Raw genomic sequence first — 18205 nt, forward strand, 5'->3', positions numbered from 1 at the left:
CGTCCCAACGCTTACGCGCGTCCAAATTCCCGGCCCGCAAATCTGGCCGGCAAAGGAACTAGGACTTTCCGCCGAACAGGGTCTTCAAGGTGTCGATGGGTACCGGGAAGACGATGGTCGAATTCTTCTCTCCGGCTATTTCCCCAAGAGTCTGCAGGTAACGCAGCTGGATTGCGTTGGCGCTCTCGGAGAGCTTTTCCGCCGCCTCCACCAGCTTCTGCGCGGCCTGCTGCTCGCCTTCGGCGTGGATGACCTTGGCGCGCCGCTGCCGCTCCGCCTCGGCCTGCTTGGCGATGGCCCGGATCATGGATTCGTCGAGATCGACATGCTTGATCTCTACAGTGGAAACCTTGATGCCCCAGCCGTCGGTCTGGCGATCGAGAATCTTCTGGATGTCCTCGTTGAGCTTGTCGCGTTCGGCCAGAATCTCGTCGAGTTCATGCTTGCCGAGCACCGAGCGCAGGGTGGTCTGGGCCAGCTGACTGGTGGCGTCCATGAAGTGCTCCACGGCGATGATGGCCTTTTCCGGATCGATGACCCGGTAATAGACCACGGCATTGACCCGCACGGAGACGTTGTCGTGGGAGATGACGTCCTGGGTCGGGACGTCCATGACCACGGTGCGCAGATCCACCCTGACCATCTGCTGCACGAAGGGGATGAGGATGATCATGCCCGGCCCCTTGACCTTGTCGAACCGGCCCAGGGTGAAGACGACCCCGCGTTCGTATTCGCGCAGGATCTTGATGGTATAGTAGAGCAGGACAATCAGCAGGATGACACTGAAGGTCACGAATTGCAGGAAATAGGGATTCATGAGGTTCTCCTTTTCATTGGTTGCCGTTGCCGCTCGACGCCGGGATGACGGAAAGGACGAGGCCCTCGTCCTCCATGCCCGTGATGCGGACCCTGTCGCCCAGGCGGATCGGATGGCTTGAACGGGCCGACCAGTTCTCGCCCCGCAGATGCACCCGTCCGGATCCGTCGATGAAATCCTGAATGGCTTCGGCGTCGAGGCCCACCATGGCCTCGCGGCTGCTGAGGCGCGGCTTGCGCAAGGTGCGCGCGGCCACCCAGACGATGCCGCCGAAAACCAGGGCCGAACCGGCACCCATGCCGGCGATTACAGACGTGTTGATGCGAAACTCGGGCATGTCGCCCTCGAAGAGAATGACCGACCCGAACACCACGGCGACAATGCCGCCAATGCCCAGAATCCCGAAGGCCGGGATGAAAAGCTCCACCCCGATCAGCGCGAGCCCCAGTAGAATAAGGGCCAGCCCGGCATAGTTCACGGGCAGGATCTGGAATGCGTACAGGGCCAGCAGCAGGCAGATGCCGCCGATGACTCCCGGCACCATGGCGCCGGGATTGTAGCCCTCGAGGATCAGCCCGTAGATGCCCACCATCAGCAGCATGTAGGCCAGGGTCGGGTTGGTGATGATGGCCAGCAGCTCGGTGCGCCAGTCGGTTTCGATCTCGACCACGTCCAGGCCGGCCGTGCTCAGGGTACGCGTGCCGTTTTCCATGCGCACTTCACGCCCGTCCATGGCTTCAAGGAGTCCGGGCAGATCCGCAGCGATGAAATCGATGACATTCTGTTCCAGCGCCTCGGACGAGGTCAGGCTGACGGCCTCCCGCACCGCGCGCTCGGCCCACAAGGCATTGCGTCCATGCCGCTCGGCCAGGCCCTTGATGTAAGCCACGGCGTCGTTGACGACCTTGCGGCCCATGGCGTCATCGGGCAGGTTTTCGGGTTCCCCCGTCGCGTTGGCACCCTCCTCGTCACCCTTGCCAGCGCTTTTACTCAGAGCATCCCGGGCACGCTCCCACGCCGATGGCGACTTGTCAGGGTCACTGCCGCCTATCTGCACCGGCGTGGCCGAACCGAGGTTGGTTGCCGGGGCCATGGCCGCGATGTGGCTGGCGTACATGATGTACGTTCCGGCACTGGCCGCACGGGATCCTGAAGGAGCTACCCAGGTCGCCACCGGCACCTCGGCGGCCAGAATCTTGCAAATTATGTCGCGCATGGATGCGTCGAGTCCACCGGGTGTATTGAGACGCAGCACGATCACCTCCGCGCCGTCCCGCTCCGCGCGAGCTATGTTGCGCACGATGTGATCGCGGGTGGCGGGTCCGATGGCGTCGTCGATGGTCAGGACATAGGCTTTCTTCTGCCCTGTATCCGCCCCTGGAGTCAGCACGGACAACACCAGCACAGAAAGAAGAAGAGCCGCCAGAAAAGCGCCTGCTCGCAGATAATTGGCATGTCGATAATTGCGCATGGTTTACCAATAAGGCCATTTAGACTTGGGTTCAAGGCTGAACACAATATTTGTGAACACATGCAAGATTTCAAGCTGGCAGTCGGAACGATTTTTTCCAGGAGGGGTGACGAGGTATGTTCTTGGGCCTCGAGTCGGGTCCAGGACGAATGACAGTTCGTAGCCGCCGCATTCCCGGAGATCACAGGGCGCTTTGAGATTGAGGACGAATATAATAATGGATGCAAAACACGCGACAAAGTAGAGGAGCATCATGAACGACCCGAAAACCGCAACAATCCTCCTGGCTCAGACCTACGCCGCCAAAGGCGACCCCGATGGCTGGTTCGAAGAGTTCTACGACCGGGCCGGCGGCGACATCCGCAGTGTGTACTGGGCCGATCTGGAGCCCAATCCCCTGCTCCTCGACTGGCTCGACGCGCATCCCGCTCCGGCCGGCAAACGGGCCATTGTGGTCGGGTGCGGACTGGGTGACGATGCGGAAGCACTGCGGGAGCGCGGCTACCATGTCGTGGGCTTCGACATCTCCCCTTCCGCAGTGGAAATGTGCCGCAGGCGCTACCCAGGCAGTCCCGTTGAATACGTCGTGGCCGACCTGTTCGACCTTCCAGCTCCGTGGCTGCGCGGCTTTGATCTTGTCTACGAGTGCAACACCATCCAGATCCTCACGGGGACCAACCGGGTCAGGGCGCTGAACGCCATCGCCGAACTGGCTGCACCCGGCGGCGAGGTCATCGTCTCATGCCGCAGCCGAGCCAGCGACGACCACTCGCAAACCTTCCCCATCGCCCTGGACCGCCACGAAATCGACGGCTTCGTGCGCGCGGGCCTGACCGAGACGCATTTTCTGGCCTACGACGACCACCAGGACCCGCCCGTCCCGCATTTCTTCGCGGTTTACAGGCGTTTGGGCTGAGCATCGTTTCAAGGACGACGGGGCAACACGATGAAAGGCCGCTGCCCGGACCAAGGCATCTGGATACGACCCCAAATCCATTTCACGCGGAAGAGGTGACAGGGAATCGAGCGCAAAAAAAAGGGTCCGCGATCTGGATAATCGCGAACCCTTTATTTCTTATGGTACCGGAGGCGAGACTCGAACTCGCAAGGGGTTGTCCTCGGTGGATTCTGATACCAGAACAGGGGCTCTCACCAGTCGCATGCTGCCGAAAATGCTGGATTTTCTGTCATGCAAGAATTTGAGATTGGCGCTGTTGCAAGATAAAAGGTGACATGAAAGGTGACACTGGACGCTCCAATTCCGCCAGCTTTTTCCCAATAATTCTGTCCAGACGAAGCCCCCTATACATTTAGGATCCCGCAGAACCTGATTAGAGATAATTTCCTATTGATCTTTCCCTAATATTATGTTTTTTTTGCACAAAACATGGTCGATTCAAGATAACGAATTAATCATTTAGAGAAAACATGCCGACTTTTAGCCATTATGACTTACGCGTTCTCAATCCGGCGTTTGACTCGCCGTTGGTAGACGTATTGACCGAGCTGGAATACCTCCGCCGACTTCAACTTCAAGGCACAACTCCAACGCCGGTTTTCTTTCAGCTCAAGCGCATTTTCCACATGCTGGAAAGTCTTGGCTCGGCACGCATCGAGGGCAACCATACCACCTTGGCCGATTATGTAGAGAGCAAATTTGAGGACTCTCGCCACCTCCCGTCCGATCAGTTGCGGGAAATGGAAAATATCGAAGCGGCCATGGCCTATATCGAGGAAAGCGTACAGCATGGTGAACGCCTGACAGAACATTTTATTCGAGAATTGCATGCGATCACGGTCAATAGCCTAGAGCGTGAAGGTGATACCACTCCTGGAGCATACAGGCGACAACAGGTTAGGATTGCACAGTCGACGCACCTTCCACCAGAGTTCATTCAAGTTCCTCAGTACATGCAGGAGTTGGTTGACTTCATCAATTCCAATCATCCCCCAAAATATGATCTCATAAAGATTGCACTGGCGCATCATCGATTTGGATGGATACACCCATTTTGCAACGGAAATGGAAGGGTCGTGCGTCTGTTGACATACGCAATGCTGATTAAATACGGATTCAATGTCAATGTTGGGGGGCGTGTACTTAACCCTACCGCAGTTTTTTGCAATGATCGTGATCGTTATTACACTATGCTGGCCAGAGCCGATGCCGGTACCCACTCTAGTCTGGAGGCATGGTGTATCTATGTCTTGGAAGGCATTCTGGTCGAGCTACGCAAGGTGGATCGCCTGACTGATTTGAACTACCTGAGTGAAAGAGTGCTCGCACCAGCCATCACCTATGCGCGGGAACGTGAACTGGTCACGGCTATCGAAGCGCGCGTGCTGCACATCGGGGCTCAAAAAGGTATCGCCAAGGCTGCCGATCTGGCAACCGCCATGCCGAGCATGACCGCAGCCCAGCGAACCTACCAGATCCGGAAACTCGTCGACAGAAAGATGTTGCTCCCGATCAAGGAAGGGGCGAGACAATACACCCTGGGATTCAGCAACAGCTATCTGATGCGCGGGATCGTGCGCGCATTATCTGATGAAGGATTCATTTCACCAGTGTTGAACCGATCTTCATAACTGGAATTTCCGCCAATATCTGCCCTTTTCCTGACTATTTTTGCCGATTTTCTCCTCTTTTTGCCTCAATTCTGCACTCTTCCTACTCTACTCGTGTCATCTTTTGTCCCAAAATCGCCATGTGAGGACAATATACGTCATATTATGCAATGGAGAAAGAACGCAGTACAGACCTTGTCACATATCTGAAGAAACTGAAGCTCCGAAGCGAATTCTCCGAACCTTCTGACCGCGTATCCTGCGACCAGCTGGATGGTGGTCCGATCAAGGATTATGACCACTGGATGAAACGGAATTGTGCAACTGCGGGAGTCCCCTACTTCGGCTTCAAGGGGATCCGCCACTTGGTCGCGGTGGAACTGTACCGGGCAGGCCATCCAGTGACAGAGATCCAGCGCGGGTTGCGCCATGAATCGCCCATGACCACGAAACGCTATCTGCGGTCGCTGGGCCTGGATGTGGGATCTGCGGAAGTGATTGAGACTTTGGGAATATTGGAAAAAGGTGAACTGAAAGGTGAACTAAAAAAGGGCTAGCTGGCGTTCACCCAAGCTAACCCTTTGAAATCTAATGGTACCGGAGGCGAGACTCGAACTCGCAAGGGGTTGCCCCCGGTGGATTTTGAGTCCACTGCGTCTACCATTCCACCACTCCGGCGTGAGGAGTCGTTCTTATTGAAGCCGATGCTCAAAGTCAACCGGATTCTTGATAAAAATCCCCGGCCGCAAACTTTGACCATGATGAGCTCTTGTGGCAGATAAAGTCGGTTGAACCTCGCAAGCCCAAGGATGATCAATGCTAAGTGACAAATTCCTGAACGAATTCGAAGAATACCTGACCTCCGGCCAACTGGAGGAGGATTACGGCTATTCCGCCGAAGACCGCAAGATCGAAATTCTTGAATATCTCGAGCGTTTCATGGATCTGGCCGAGGAGGTCGACAAGGTTGCAACGCGCCTGCTCATGCCCCATCTCTCAGAAGTCATGCCCGCCAAGGGCGAATAGCCGGAAATAACGTTTCTTCCCGGCCACCGGATATTCCTGAACCAGCTCCAGGCTGTAGCCGTCCACCGTTTCGGTGGACGACTCGTTGCTCATCACCAGCACCCGCCCCTGCGGAGCGAGGCAGCTTTTGACCTCGGCGAGGAGTTTCTGCCATGGCATGAAGGCGCGGCTGACAATGAGATCCGCCTCACGCCGCGCCGGGGGCAGGGCCTCCATGCGGGCGCAGATGACCTTGGTCAGCGGCAGCTTCATATGCGCCACGGCCTGCTCCATGAAGATGGCGCGTTTTTGCCTTGGTTCCACCAGATAATATTCGCCCGACTGCCAGAAGACGCGCAGCGGGATGCCCGGAAGGCCGGCTCCCGCGCCCAGATCCAGCGTCTGCGCGGGCTGGGCCTGCAAGGTGTGCAGCAAGTCGGCCAGATGCCAGGAGTCCTGGATTAAGGTATCGAGGATTTCGGTCCAGGTCGCGGGCCCGACCAGATTCATGCGGGCGTTCCATTTGACGAGCAGGCCAAGATAGACGCTTAAAAGACGCGCCTGGTCATCGGTCAGGATTCGCCCCAGGCCTTTGGCCCTGACCGCGACTTCACGGGCTTCAGGATAAGAATTCATATGCATTCCTTGTTAACGGCAGGAAGAGCTTCTGCAAGGCGTTGTCACTCCGTGCGGCCTGCCTTGAGGGACACTGCCCGGAAGGCGCAGCCCCGGGGGATTTTCCCTTTACCTGCGTGGGGGCTGCGGATACAAGCAGCTCAGTTTTTTGATTGGAGGAACAATGAGTACACAAAGCATCATTTTTCCCGGCCAGGGGTCGCAAGAGCCCGGAATGGGCCGGGATCTGGCGGAGCACTGGTCCGAAGCCATGGACTTGTGGAAAAAAGCCGAACGCCTGAGCGGCCTGCCGCTGCGCGAAATATATTGGGACGGCGACGAAAACGCCATGGCGGTGACGCGGAATCTGCAACCGGCCCTGACTGTTGTCAACATGAACCTGTGGTGTTTTCTGGCCGAAAAGCTGAGCCCCGCCGGAGTTGCCGGACACAGCCTGGGCGAGTTCGCGGCCATCTTCGCGGCCCGGGTCCTGTCCATAGACAGCATTCTGGAGCTGGTCTGCCTGCGCGGCAAGCTCATGGAAGAGGCCACGAACCAGGACGGCCGCATGGCCGCCATCCTGAAGCTTGATCAGACCAAGGTCGAAGAGCTGGTCGCGGCCGCAGCCGGCCTTACCGGGCAGGAGATCCGCATCGCCAACTACAACACTCCCGGCCAGTTCGTGATCAGCGGACATGCCCAGGCCGTGGACCATGTCTGCGCGAACGCCAAACCTCACAAAGGCCGGGCCCTGGTGCTTCCGGTCAGCAACGCCTTCCATTCCCCGTACATGGGCGAAGCCGGAGACGAACTGGCCAAATTCATGGACAGGCTGGATTGGCACGACCCGAAAATCCCGGTCTATCTGAATGTCACGGCCAAGCCCGAACCGGACGCAAACGCCCTGAAAGAGACCGTGAAGCGCCAGATGACCTCGTCCGTGTACTGGACCCAGATCATCGAGAACCAGTATGCCGACGGCATGCGCTCCTTTGTGGAACTGGGCCCCAAGGGCGCCCTGTCGCGCATGGTCTCCCAGATATTGAAAGACCGGGACGGGGTTAAAACCCTGTCCGTCAGCACTCTTGAACAAGCCGCTAGCCTTTGAGGAGATTCTGGCATGAAAGCCAAAAACTATATTCTTGAAAAATTGACCGCACTCATGGCCGCCAAAGGCGTCGCCCTGCCTGCCAAGACCACCATCGAGGCCCCAAAAAGCGAACAGCACGGCGACATGGCCACCAACATCGCCATGGTCATGCCCCGGGAGAAAGGCCAAAATCCCCGCGCCGTGGCCGAAGAGCTCAAGACCGAACTGCTGGCCATGTGTCCCGAAATCGCGGACATCGAAATCGCCGGGCCTGGCTTCATCAATTTCACCTTCAAGCCCGTCTTCTGGCAGGAAGTGGCGCTGACAGCCCTGGAAAATGCCGCCGACTTCGGCCGCATCAATGTCGGTCAGGGACGAAAGGTGCAGGTCGAATACGTGTCCGCCAACCCCACCGGCCCGCTGCATATCGGGCATGGACGCGGCGCGGCCGTGGGCGACAGCCTGACCCGCATCCTGCGCTTCACCGGACACGAAGTCGAAACCGAGTACTATCTCAATGATGCCGGCCGCCAGATGCGCCTCCTGGGCTTGGCCGTGTGGGTACGCTACCAGCAGGCCTGCGGCATCGAGATCCCCTTCCCCGAAGATTGCTACCGTGGCGATTACATTAAGGATATCTCAAACGCGCTGCTGGCCGAACGCGGCAAGGCCATCCTGGACCTGCCCGAGGAAGAGGCTTTGGACCTGTGCTACGAGCGCGGCATGACGGACATTTTAAACGGCATCAAGCAGGACCTCATCGATTTTCGCGTCGAGCACCAGCACTGGTTCTCGGAAAAAAGCCTGGTCGACGGCGGACAGGTCGAGGAATCCCTGAACCGTCTCTTGGCCGAAGGCCGGGCCTATGAAAAGGACGGAGCGCTGTGGTTCCGGTCCACCGACCACGGTGACGACAAGGACCGCGTCCTGCGCAAGTCCGATGGCCTCTTGACCTATTTCGCTTCCGACATCGCCTACCACGACAACAAGATCGCCCGCGGATTCGACATGATGGTCGATATCTGGGGCGCGGACCATCACGGCTACGTGCCGCGCATGAAGGCGGCCATCGAGGCCCTCGGCAAGGACCGCGAATCCCTGCAGGTCATTCTGGTGCAGCTTGTGAACCTGATCCAGGGCGGCGAGCAGATCGCCATGTCCACCCGCGCCGGCAAGTTCGAGACCCTGGCCGATGTCTGCGCCGAGGTCGGGGTGGACGCGGCGCGCTTCATCTTCCTGTCGCGCAAGAGCGACTCGCACCTGGACTTCGATCTTGATGTGGTCAAGCAGCAGTCCATGGACAACCCGGTCTACTACGTCCAGTACGCCCACGCCCGCATCAGCTCGCTCATGCGCAAGGCCGAGGAACAGGGCGTGGCCCTGCCCGAACCCTCCGGCGCGCTCATGGCCCTCCTCACCACGCCCGAGGACAAGGCCCTTTTCAAGGCCCTCGACGCCTTCGAGGACACCCTCGAACTTGCGGCCCGGACCCTCTCGCCGCATCATGTCAGCTACTACCTGATGGAACTTGCGGGACTGCTGCACCGCTATTATACTGTGCACCACATTCTGTCCGGAGATGACCAGGCTCTGCTGCAGGCCCGCATCCTTCTCTTCCAGGCCGTGGCCGGAGTGCTCAAGGCCGGTCTTGATCTGCTGGGAGTCAACGCGCCCGAGCGCATGTAGCCGACCGGATTCACGGAAACATGATTACACGCAAATCAAGCACCACCAAAAAGAAGGACAAGAACAAGCTCAGCTTCCAGCTCGGCCTGTCGGGTTTTTTGTCTCTGGCCGTGCTTGTGGTTATAGGCATGGCCTGGTCCTTCATTCTCGGCGTCATCGTGGGGCGTGGCTACCAGCCCGAAAAGATGGCCATGGAGATGGCCCAGAAGGTGCTCCCCGAAGACTTTCCCCTGCTGACTGAAAAGAATGAGGAAGTCCTGAAGGGAGAAGAACTCGAATTCTTCGACAAGCTGAAGCAGGGGCCCACATCCGTGGCCCCGGCCCCAGCCCCGCAGGCCAAGGCGCCGACGCCACCCCAGCCCAAGCCGCAACCCACCGCCGCGCCAAAGCCGGAGCAGTCCCCCATCGAGGCGGCCCTGCAGTCCGCGGCCACAGCGGCCGGCCAGAGTCCCGCTACGGCAGCCAAGAACGCCAAGGAAGAGGTCTTTGTCTTCAACTATCAGGTCGCGGCACTGGCTTCCATGGAACAGGCCCAGACCTTCCTGAAAAAACTCGACCCGGCCAAATTCAAGACATCCGTGGTCACGGCCACCCACGAGGGCAAAACCTGGTACCGGATCTACGTGCACCATCAGGGCACCGTTGATTCGGCTCTGGCCCTGAAGGAACAGCTCAAGGGCAGCGGCATCGGCGGCGTTCTGCTGCGCTCCCGCACCCCGCTCTGATCCCGCATTCTTCACGGGCAGCAGGCGCACCATCCTTTTGACGGAGACATCATCCATGCATCACGAATTTTTTGACCTCGGCCCCCGGCAGGGACGAAACATCCATGTGCTGCCCGTCCCTTACGAAGGCACGGTCAGCTACGGCACGGGCACGCGCCTGGGTCCGGAAGCCCTGTTCCGGGCCAGCGTACAGATAGAATCCTATGACGCGGAACTGGATCTCGACCTGACCGACCTGGCACACTTCACCCCGTTGCCGGCGATCCACCCTCCGGCCAGCGGCCCCGAAGGACTGCATCAGGCCATGCGCGAACAGCTCGAAACACTCGATGCGACCAAGGATTTCATCCTGACGCTGGGCGGTGAGCACTCGGTGCCCCTGCCCCTTTTCGAATTCTACCACGCGGCACATCCAGGCCTGGTCCTGCTGCACATCGACGCCCATGCCGACCTGCGCGCAAGCTACGGGGACAGCCCGTACTCCCACGCCTGCATCATGGCCAGGGCCCGGCAACTGGGCATCCCTCTGGCCCAGATCGGCATCCGCTCCCTGTGCCGGGAACAGCGGGACTACATGCGCGCGCAAAAACCGTCCGAGCTCATGACGCTCTTTGCCTGGGACCTGCCCACGCCCGGCGAGGCGGCGGAACGCATCCGGACCTTTGTCGGAGACAGGCCCATGTACATCTCCTTCGACGTGGACGGCATGGATCCAAGCGTCATCCCCGGCACCGGCACGCCCGAACCCGGCGGCATCCCCTACGCCTGGATGAACCGCTTCTGGAAGGAACTGTGGCTCGACGGCCTGGGGCCGAAACTGGTCGGCATGGACATGTGTGAACTCGCGCCCATCCACGGCTCACAGGCTTCGGAAACGGCCGCCGTCAAGATCATCCAGCGCATCCTGACCGCCTGGCTCGGACTCGCTTAAAAATGAACGGCGTAGGCGATATCCTGACCCTCACGGTCGAAAAGCTTCTCTGGCGCGGACGCGGTCTGGCCCGCCTGGAATCCGGACAGGTGGTCATGATCGAACCCGGCGTGCTGCCGGAAGAGGTCGTGAGCGTACGCGTGACCAAAGCAGCCAAGGATTTCCTGCAGGCCGAGGCCGTGCAGATCCTGACTCCCTCGCCGCTGCGCGGCGTTCATCCCTGTCCTCACGCAACGGACTGCGGGGGGTCGCGCTTCGGCATGGTCGCCCCGGAAACGGGCACGAAGCTCAAGGCGGACATCCTGCGCGACGCCCTGTCCCGCGCACTTGGCCGGGATCATGGCCTGCGGATTCCCGAGCTTCGCGTCGTGCCCAGCCCCGAGGGCTGGCGCTACCGCCTGCGCGGCCAGATCCATGTCCGCTCGGGCCGCCCTCATGCCATGAGCCACGCCAGCAACGACCTCGTGCCCCTGACCGACTGCCATCTTTTGAGCACGCCTCTGGCCAGCGCCATGCCTGCCTTGGCGAAAAGCCTGCCCGACGGCCGCTTCACCATAGCGGCCAGCCCGGACTCGGGCCAGGCCGCCACGGAGCGGGACAACGTTCTGCTGCCCTTCTCCTTTCCCGAATTCGGCCTGACCCTGCAACTGCCCCCAAACACGTTCTTCCAGGCCAACTGGGCGCTGAACCAGCAGCTGGTGCGCAGCACCGTGGCCACCCTGGATGGCTTCGAGCGCATCGCCGACCTCTTCTCGGGGGCAGGAAATTTCGCTCTGCCTCTGGCCAGCCGTGGCAAGACCGTGCTGGCCGTGGAAGGCTCGGCCCAGGCCGTAGCTACCGGCACTCGCAACGCCCAGCGCCTGAACCTCGACCAGGTCAACTTCCGCGACGCGAACCTGGCGCGTCCCGCAGCCTGGAAAATGGTCGGCGAGTTTGCCCCTCGCGCCGCCATCCTGGACCCGCCCCGCACCGGAGCCAAAGGCATCGGCAGCACCCTGTTGGGCATGCCGAACCTTGAGCGGCTGGCCTGGGTTTCCTGCGACGTGGTCAACACCATCCGCGACGCAAAGCCGCTCCTCGCAGCGGGCTGGCGCATCTCTTCCTTGACCCTTTTCGACATGTTTCCCGGCACATGGCACATGGAAGTGCTCATGATCCTGGACCGCCCCTGAAATCCTCGCCATGGCTCCGCCCCATGAGGCTTGCGCCATAACGCGGAGAACTGTAGGACATCCCTCACACTTCACAGCTGACGGGGGGCACATGATTGAAGAGGGGATAAACAGAGTCTGGCTCAAGCACTATGATCAGGAAGTCAGTCCGACCCTGGACTACGAAACCGTTCCGCTCTTTGAAATCCTGGAGCGTGCGGCCGTCAGCTATCCTGACCGCCCGGCCATTGTCTTCAACAACTGGACCGTGAGCTACAGAAAGCTCAAGCGTCTCGTCGATCTTGCCGCCGCCAACCTGAAGAAGGCCGGAGTCAAGCCCGGTGAACGGGTTGCCATCATGCTGCCCAACTGCCCGCAGACGGTCATCAGCTACTGGGCCTGCCTCAAGCTCGGCGCCGTGGTGGTCATGACCAACCCGCTGTACATGGAAAAGGAGCTGCTTCATCATTTCAACGATTCCGAGGCCAAAACCCTCATCACGCTGAACCTGCTCTGGAAACGCGTGGACGCCCTGCGCTCGAGGCTGCACCTGCGGCGCATCTTCGTGACCTCCATCGCCGACTGCCTGAATTTTCCGCTGAACACGCTCTACACGTTCAAATCAAGACGCGAATACAAGCTCGAAGCCATCCCGTACGACAATTCGCACGTGCTGCCCTGGAAAGACCTCCTGAAGCGGACGACCATCGAAGCGCCGCATCCCGTCGATCCCGTGAAGGATCTGGCCGCACTACAATACACCGGCGGCACCACGGGCGTATCCAAGGGCGTGATGCTGACCCACGCGAACCTTGGCTACAACGCCCAGCAGGCCAGGGCCATCCTGCACACCATCAAGGACTCCGGCGAGGTCATGCTCGGGCTTCTGCCCTTTTTCCATATTTACGGAATGACTGTCTGCGTCAATTTCGGCACCCTCATCGGCGCGACGCTGGTGCCCATGGCCAAGTTCGTGCCTCTGGACGTGCTCAAAACCATCCACAAAAAAAGGCCGACCATCTTCCCCTGCGCGCCTTCGATCTTCATTGCCCTGCTGCAGCAGAAGAACCTGCACAAATACGATCTTTCCTCCGTGCGCTACTGCATCTCCGGCTCCGCGCCCATGCCCGTGCCGGTCATGGAAAAATTCAACAGCCTGAGCAACGGAGCCAACATAATCGAGGGCTTCGGCCTGACCGAAGCCTCGCCCATCACGCATCTGAACCCCCTGCGCGGCAACAGCAAGAACGGCTCCATCGGCCTGCCCTTTCCCGACACCGACGCGGCCATCGTGGACATGGAGGTGGGCTCCCTGCCCCTGCCCGTGGGCAAGATCGGCGAGCTTGTGATACGCGGCCCGCAGGTCATGCAGGGCTACTGGAAGCGTCCCGACGAAACGGCCAGCGTGCTGCGCAACGGATGGCTCTACACCGGCGACATCGCCTACATGGACGAGGACGGCTATTTCTTCATCGTCGACCGCAAGAAGGATCTGATCATCACCGGCGGCTACAACGTCTACCCGCGCGAGATCGACGAGGTCCTGCACGAGCACCCGGCCATCAAGGAGGCGGTCAGCGTAGGCATCACGCACAAGACCCGCGGCGAGATCATCAAGGCCTACATCGTGCTGCACGAGGGAGAGAGCCTGACCAAAGCCGATGTCATCGCCTTCTGCAAAGAGAAGCTGGCCAACTTCAAGGTGCCAAAACAGGTCGAATTCCGGGAAGATCTGCCCAAGAGCATTGTCGGCAAGGTTCTGCGCCGGGTCATCCGCGAAGAGGAGGACCGCAAGGCCCACGACCAGTGCGACTGCAACGGAAACAGCGACGACGTAGAGGCAAACGGGGACGACAAGGATCAGTGACCGTCCGGAGCGCATTTCACATGCTCTGCCTGCGGCCTGCGCAACACCCGCCCGGCCGCTCTTGACACCCGCCGACCCGATACTTAGGTTACGCACTTCAAAGGGGAGTAGCTAGCGGTTCCCGGACCATCCCGGCAACCGACCCGTGGTTCGTCAATACGGCATCAAAAGCCCGGACCCGGGAATCCGACACCGGTCGAGATCAGCCAGACCTTTATCCACGTGAACACGGGTAAAGGTCTTTTTCTTTACCCCGGACAAAACGGAGAAAAATACAATGAACTTTTTCAAGACCACGTTTCTCTTGACCCTGCTGACGTTGCTGCTTGTCGCCATGGGTGGTGCCATCGGCGGCAAGTCCGGGATGATCATCGCCTTTCTCATAGCCGGAGGCATGAACTTCTTTGCCTACTGGAACTCGGACAAGATCGTCCTCAAGATGTACAAGGCCCGCGAAGTGACCCGCGCCGACAGTCCGGATTTCTATGGCATCGTGGAAAATCTGGCGCGCAAGGCGGGCATGCCCATGCCCAAGGTCTACGTCATCCCTTCGGACAGCCCCAACGCCTTCGCCACCGGGCGCAACCCGGAAAATGCCGCCGTGGCCGCCACCACCGGCATCATGCGCATCCTCTCCCGCGAGGAGCTTGAAGGGGTCATGGCCCACGAACTGACTCACGTCATGAACCGCGACACTCTCATCTCGACCATCGCCGCGACCATCGCCGGAGCCATCTCCATGCTCGGCAGCATGCTCCAGTGGGCGGCCATCTTCGGCATGGGACGCAGCGACGACGAGGAAGGCGGTGGCAGCGTGCTCGGCAGTCTGGCCATGGCCATCATCGCCCCCATCGCGGCCATGCTCATCCAGATGGCCGTGTCCCGCTCGCGCGAATTCATGGCCGATGAGGGCGGCGCGAAAATGTGCGGCAAGCCCAAGGCCCTGGCCAGTGCGCTCATGAAGCTGCAGCAGGCCGCAACGAGGGCGCCCATGCAGGAAGCCACCCAGGCCACCTCGCACATGTTCATCGTCAATCCGCTCACATCGTCCAAGATGGCCAGCCTCTTTTCCACCCACCCCTCCACCGAGGACAGGGTGAACCGCCTCATGGCCATGTAAGCTGCCTGTTGGTTGCCCCAAACAGAAGAGCCCTCTCCACGACACATGGAGAGGGCTCTTCTGTTTTATGCGCGAGCTCGACTATCGGGCCGAGAACCATGGCTGACCGTACCAGGCCCGGGCCCACTGCCCGGAATTGTCCGTATCGGTCATGATGGCCACGGCATCGATTTTTTCGATGTCTTCGCCGAAAGCCAGCATCCAGTCCTCACGGATGTTGCGCTTCTCCACCTTCATCCCGCCCACCTCGCCTGCGCCGCTACGCACCGCGATCATGTGCGCGTTGGAAGTGAAGGCGTTGGACCACATGCTGCCCCTGGGCTCGGTGCTGGCCCAGACATAGGTCAGCGCCCTGGTATTCCAGAAGGCCAGCCCGCCCTTGGCCACCACGTAAATTCTGGCCGGATAGTCATCCCCGCCTTTCTCGCGCTCATTGATGCCCTGGAGCACATTCTCGACCTTCCAGGACCAGTTGAGCCAGGGCGTTTCACGAAGATCGATGGACTGCTCGAAAAAAAGCCCAGAGGCCGTGCCGTTGCTTTCGGCCAGCAACAGTTTCTCCTGCTGCTGCGGTGTGTAGACGGTGCGCCCTGCAAACTCCTTTTCCTTCCAGCCCGGATGCCCCGGGGCATAGATCTCGGGCAGAACGCCCGCCAAGGCCACGCAGGCCCAGGCCAAGGACACTGCGGCGAGCAGCAGCCACGCCCGTGGACCCATTCCTGCATTTTGCAGGGCAGGCAGGAAAATTCTGCCGGATCGTTCACGCATTTTTTCAGTCCCGGAGGCATTCATGGGTATCTCCTCTTCCTTTTATATCGGCACCACGGGGCTCATGGCCCAACAGGAAAACATGTCGGTCATTTCCGACAACATAGCCAACGTGAGCACCGTTGGCTTCAAATCCTCGCGCATGATATTCAGCACCCTGATGAGCCAGCAGATGGGCTCCCAGAGCGTCAGCAACCAGGTCGGACAAGGCGTCGGCGTCAGCTCCATCCAGTACGACATGTCGCTGGGAGCGCTCGAACCGACCAATACGGCCACGGACATCTCCATCAGCGGCAGAGGATTTTTCTTAGTCTCGGCTGATGGAAGCGACGAACAACGGTACACCAGAGCAGGCAATTTCCGCTTCGATTCGGAAGGCTACCTGCGCGACCCGCAGGGGAACATCCTGCAGGGCTACCGGATGCCGGCAGAATCGATCCTGGACACCGCCCCCGTCATCCCGCCCGCCGCAGGCGCCGCCATCACGGACATCCGCCTCGACATGCAGGAAGGCGGATCTCCCGTCTCGGAACCCGAGGCGACCACGGAAATGCGCATGATGATCAACCTGGACTCCAGCTCGCAGGAGCGGAGCGCCAGCGCCACCAGCCCCTTCACGGCTCTTTTCGACAGCTGGGACGCCACGCAGCTCGAGCCTCTGGACGCGGGGGCATATTCGTATGAATCATCCATGAAGGTCTTCGATTCCGACGGCAAGGCGCATGTGGTCAGAGCCTTCTTCGATCCTGTCGAGGAAGGCACGAGCGTCTCCAGCGGCAACCGCATGTGGGAATTTCTGGTCACCGTCCCGCCTGCGGAAGACGCTTCCGGCCTGGCCACCAAGAAAGGCGTGCTCATGACAGGAACCCTGACCTTCACGGCGTCGGGCGAACTGCTGAACATGAGCGCCTTTGAAGGTTCCTCCGACGACAAGAGCAGCTGGGTCCCGGTCGGCGTGTCCGAAGATGGCTACCCTGTTCTGAACGCCAGCCTGATCGGAGCGGAGCCCATATCGAGCGCGTTCGACCTGGGGCTGCGCTCGGATTCCGGCTGGAATCTGCCGGCAGGGGTGGCTACCCTGGCCGATCTGGGCACGAATGCCTCGGACCTGCCGTCCCTGCTGAACGCGGACAGGCAAATTCTCTCCATCACCAATTTCAACTCCGGCTCAAGCACCCTCTATCAATCCCAGAACGGATACGAGCGGGGATTTCTGCAATCGGTCAGCGTGGATACCGAAGGGGTGCTTGTCGGATATTTTTCCAATGGCCAGAACCAGTCGCTCTACAAGATCCCCATGGCCGATTTCATCAATCCGCAGGGGCTCTTTCGCGAAGGCGGCAACCTGTTTTCCGCCACCAAGGATTCCGGAGCCGTCTCTCTTGGCTGGGCCGGGGAAGGCAGGCTCGGGAGTGTCATCACCAGCAGCCTGGAAAATTCCAACGTCGATCTGGCCACCGAATTCGTGAACATGATCGTCACCCAGAGAGGCTTCGACGCCAACAGCAAGGTCATCAGCACGGGTGACCAGGTCGTGCAGACGGCCATCCAGATGAAGAGATAGCTAGAGGAAGGCCTCGCCCCTGGCGACCAGGGTCACGGGACCGAAAATCCAGGCGCCAGGGCCGTCGACGCCGATGCGCACGCCTATCTCGCTGCCGCTTGGCTGCCTGACACGCAGCTCCGTGGGCAAATTTTGCCCACGCCCCAACCACAGTGCCAGGGCCAGGCTGCCGGAACCGCAGCCGGTCTCGTAATGCGTGGACGAGGTGGAGCGCACCCAGACCACGGGCTTGATGGCGCACACGGGACAGGTCCGGTACCAGATGCACCCCACGGCTTCCGCATCCAGGCCAAACCGCGCCCGCAGGGCCGCGGATGCTTGCTCGAAATTTTCGGCAAACGGATGAAGCTCTTCGTCAAGACACAGATGCATGATGCCCGGCAGACGCACCAGCCCGATGCCCGGTTCCAGCTCCAAAATCCCGCCCTTCCCGTCATCGGCAAAAGTTTCCGGCAGCGGCATCTCGACCCAGCATTCGTTCCCGGTCGGATCGACCCGCAGCGCCACCGGGCGCTCAACGCCCGACACCATCAGTTCGCCGCACAATTCATCACCGACCCGGTCCAGCCCCACCCCTTCCCGGGCCATGACCGCCGCGGCCGCCCGGCAGGCGTTGCCGCAAAACTCGCCGCCCATCATGTCGAGACGCACGGGATAAGCCGCAAGATCCAGAAAGCCGACCTGTTCGGCCTGCAAATGACCGGCATCCATGAGAACCCTGGACACAGAGGCCCGCTCCCCGGGCTCTACTGGGTCGAGAATCAGGATGGTCGGGTTGCCGCCCGGGACGGCCTTGTAGAATCGCAGTACGCGCACGTATCTCTCCA

Annotated in this window: 18 protein-coding genes and 1 tRNA gene; 12 read left to right on the forward strand and 7 right to left on the reverse strand. The window is 60.1% G+C overall.

Annotation, left to right across the window (positions count from 1 at the left end):
• Positions 1 to 58: 58 nt before the first annotated feature.
• From CVU60_01655 to CVU60_01665, 3 genes are read right to left on the reverse strand one after another with little or no spacing between them, the layout of a single operon-like run.
• Positions 59 to 817, reverse strand: coding sequence for a hypothetical protein (locus CVU60_01655; protein ID PKN43089.1), 759 nt, complete (start codon positions 815 to 817; stop codon positions 59 to 61).
• Between the two features lie 13 nt (positions 818 to 830).
• Positions 831 to 2288: a serine protease gene (locus CVU60_01660; GenBank protein ID PKN43090.1), complete on the reverse strand. Its 1458-nt coding sequence runs from the start codon at positions 2286 to 2288 to the stop codon at positions 831 to 833.
• A 3-nt stretch (positions 2289 to 2291) separates the two neighbouring features.
• Complete coding sequence (locus CVU60_01665) at positions 2292 to 2543, reverse strand: hypothetical protein (protein PKN43091.1); 252 nt, start codon at positions 2541 to 2543, stop codon at positions 2292 to 2294.
• Between CVU60_01665 and CVU60_01670 the strand changes: the two genes are divergently transcribed.
• The 3 genes from CVU60_01670 to CVU60_01680 all read left to right on the forward strand — a co-directional run bounded on the left by CVU60_01670 (position 2542) and on the right by CVU60_01680 (position 5413).
• Positions 2542 to 3204, forward strand: a complete 663-nt coding sequence (locus CVU60_01670; protein PKN43092.1) for a class I SAM-dependent methyltransferase — start codon at positions 2542 to 2544, stop codon at positions 3202 to 3204. The two genes, CVU60_01665 and CVU60_01670, sit on opposite strands and share 2 nt — an antisense overlap.
• A gap of 512 nt (positions 3205 to 3716) precedes the next feature.
• A complete protein-coding gene (locus tag CVU60_01675; protein PKN43093.1) occupies positions 3717 to 4877 on the forward strand; it encodes a cell filamentation protein Fic in 1161 nt (386 codons plus the stop codon).
• A gap of 149 nt (positions 4878 to 5026) precedes the next feature.
• Complete coding sequence (locus CVU60_01680; protein ID PKN43094.1) at positions 5027 to 5413, forward strand: hypothetical protein; 387 nt, start codon at positions 5027 to 5029, stop codon at positions 5411 to 5413.
• Positions 5414 to 5448: 35 nt separating this feature from the next.
• On the opposite strand, the gene CVU60_01685 is transcribed toward CVU60_01680, so the two are convergent.
• Positions 5449 to 5534, reverse strand: a tRNA-Leu gene (locus CVU60_01685).
• A gap of 138 nt (positions 5535 to 5672) precedes the next feature.
• On the opposite strand from CVU60_01685, the gene CVU60_01690 reads away from it, so the two are divergent.
• Positions 5673 to 5882: a hypothetical protein gene (locus tag CVU60_01690; protein PKN43095.1), complete on the forward strand. Its 210-nt coding sequence runs from the start codon at positions 5673 to 5675 to the stop codon at positions 5880 to 5882.
• Here the strand turns inward: CVU60_01690 and rsmG are convergent.
• Positions 5853 to 6497 (reverse strand): 16S rRNA (guanine(527)-N(7))-methyltransferase RsmG, encoded by a 645-nt coding sequence (rsmG, locus tag CVU60_01695; protein ID PKN43096.1) that lies wholly within the window; start codon positions 6495 to 6497, stop codon positions 5853 to 5855. The two genes, CVU60_01690 and rsmG, sit on opposite strands and share 30 nt — an antisense overlap.
• A 163-nt stretch (positions 6498 to 6660) precedes the next feature.
• On the opposite strand from rsmG, the gene CVU60_01700 reads away from it, so the two are divergent.
• The 7 genes from CVU60_01700 to CVU60_01730 all read left to right on the forward strand — a co-directional run bounded on the left by CVU60_01700 (position 6661) and on the right by CVU60_01730 (position 15046).
• Positions 6661 to 7584 carry a malonyl CoA-ACP transacylase gene (locus tag CVU60_01700; protein ID PKN43097.1) on the forward strand — a complete coding sequence of 308 codons (924 nt, stop codon included), beginning with the start codon at positions 6661 to 6663 and terminating at the stop codon, positions 7582 to 7584.
• A gap of 12 nt (positions 7585 to 7596) precedes the next feature.
• Positions 7597 to 9252: an arginine--tRNA ligase gene (locus tag CVU60_01705; GenBank protein PKN43098.1), complete on the forward strand. Its 1656-nt coding sequence runs from the start codon at positions 7597 to 7599 to the stop codon at positions 9250 to 9252.
• A 20-nt stretch (positions 9253 to 9272) separates the two neighbouring features.
• A complete protein-coding gene (locus tag CVU60_01710; GenBank protein ID PKN43099.1) occupies positions 9273 to 9977 on the forward strand; it encodes a hypothetical protein in 705 nt (234 codons plus the stop codon).
• A gap of 55 nt (positions 9978 to 10032) precedes the next feature.
• Positions 10033 to 10908, forward strand: coding sequence for an agmatinase (speB, locus tag CVU60_01715; protein PKN43100.1), 876 nt, complete (start codon positions 10033 to 10035; stop codon positions 10906 to 10908).
• 2 nt (positions 10909 to 10910) lie between these two features.
• Positions 10911 to 12080 (forward strand): hypothetical protein, encoded by a 1170-nt coding sequence (locus CVU60_01720; protein PKN43101.1) that lies wholly within the window; start codon positions 10911 to 10913, stop codon positions 12078 to 12080.
• Between the two features lie 91 nt (positions 12081 to 12171).
• A complete protein-coding gene (locus CVU60_01725) occupies positions 12172 to 13926 on the forward strand; it encodes a long-chain fatty acid--CoA ligase (protein ID PKN43102.1) in 1755 nt (584 codons plus the stop codon).
• A 277-nt stretch (positions 13927 to 14203) separates the two neighbouring features.
• On the forward strand, positions 14204 to 15046 hold the full coding sequence (locus tag CVU60_01730) for a protease HtpX (GenBank protein ID PKN43103.1): 843 nt from the start codon (positions 14204 to 14206) through the stop codon (positions 15044 to 15046).
• 81 nt (positions 15047 to 15127) lie between these two features.
• On the opposite strand, the gene CVU60_01735 is transcribed toward CVU60_01730, so the two are convergent.
• Positions 15128 to 15814, reverse strand: a complete 687-nt coding sequence (locus CVU60_01735; protein PKN43411.1) for a hypothetical protein — start codon at positions 15812 to 15814, stop codon at positions 15128 to 15130.
• Positions 15815 to 15836: 22 nt separating this feature from the next.
• On the opposite strand from CVU60_01735, the gene CVU60_01740 reads away from it, so the two are divergent.
• Positions 15837 to 17378, forward strand: a complete 1542-nt coding sequence (locus CVU60_01740; protein ID PKN43104.1) for a flagellar biosynthesis protein FlgE — start codon at positions 15837 to 15839, stop codon at positions 17376 to 17378.
• On the opposite strand, the gene CVU60_01745 is transcribed toward CVU60_01740, so the two are convergent.
• Positions 17379 to 18194 carry a diaminopimelate epimerase gene (locus tag CVU60_01745; protein ID PKN43105.1) on the reverse strand — a complete coding sequence of 272 codons (816 nt, stop codon included), beginning with the start codon at positions 18192 to 18194 and terminating at the stop codon, positions 17379 to 17381.
• Positions 18195 to 18205: the final 11 nt, after the last annotated feature.

It is taken from the genome of Deltaproteobacteria bacterium HGW-Deltaproteobacteria-18, assembly GCA_002841885.1.
Lineage (GTDB): Bacteria > Desulfobacterota > Desulfovibrionia > Desulfovibrionales > Desulfomicrobiaceae > Desulfomicrobium.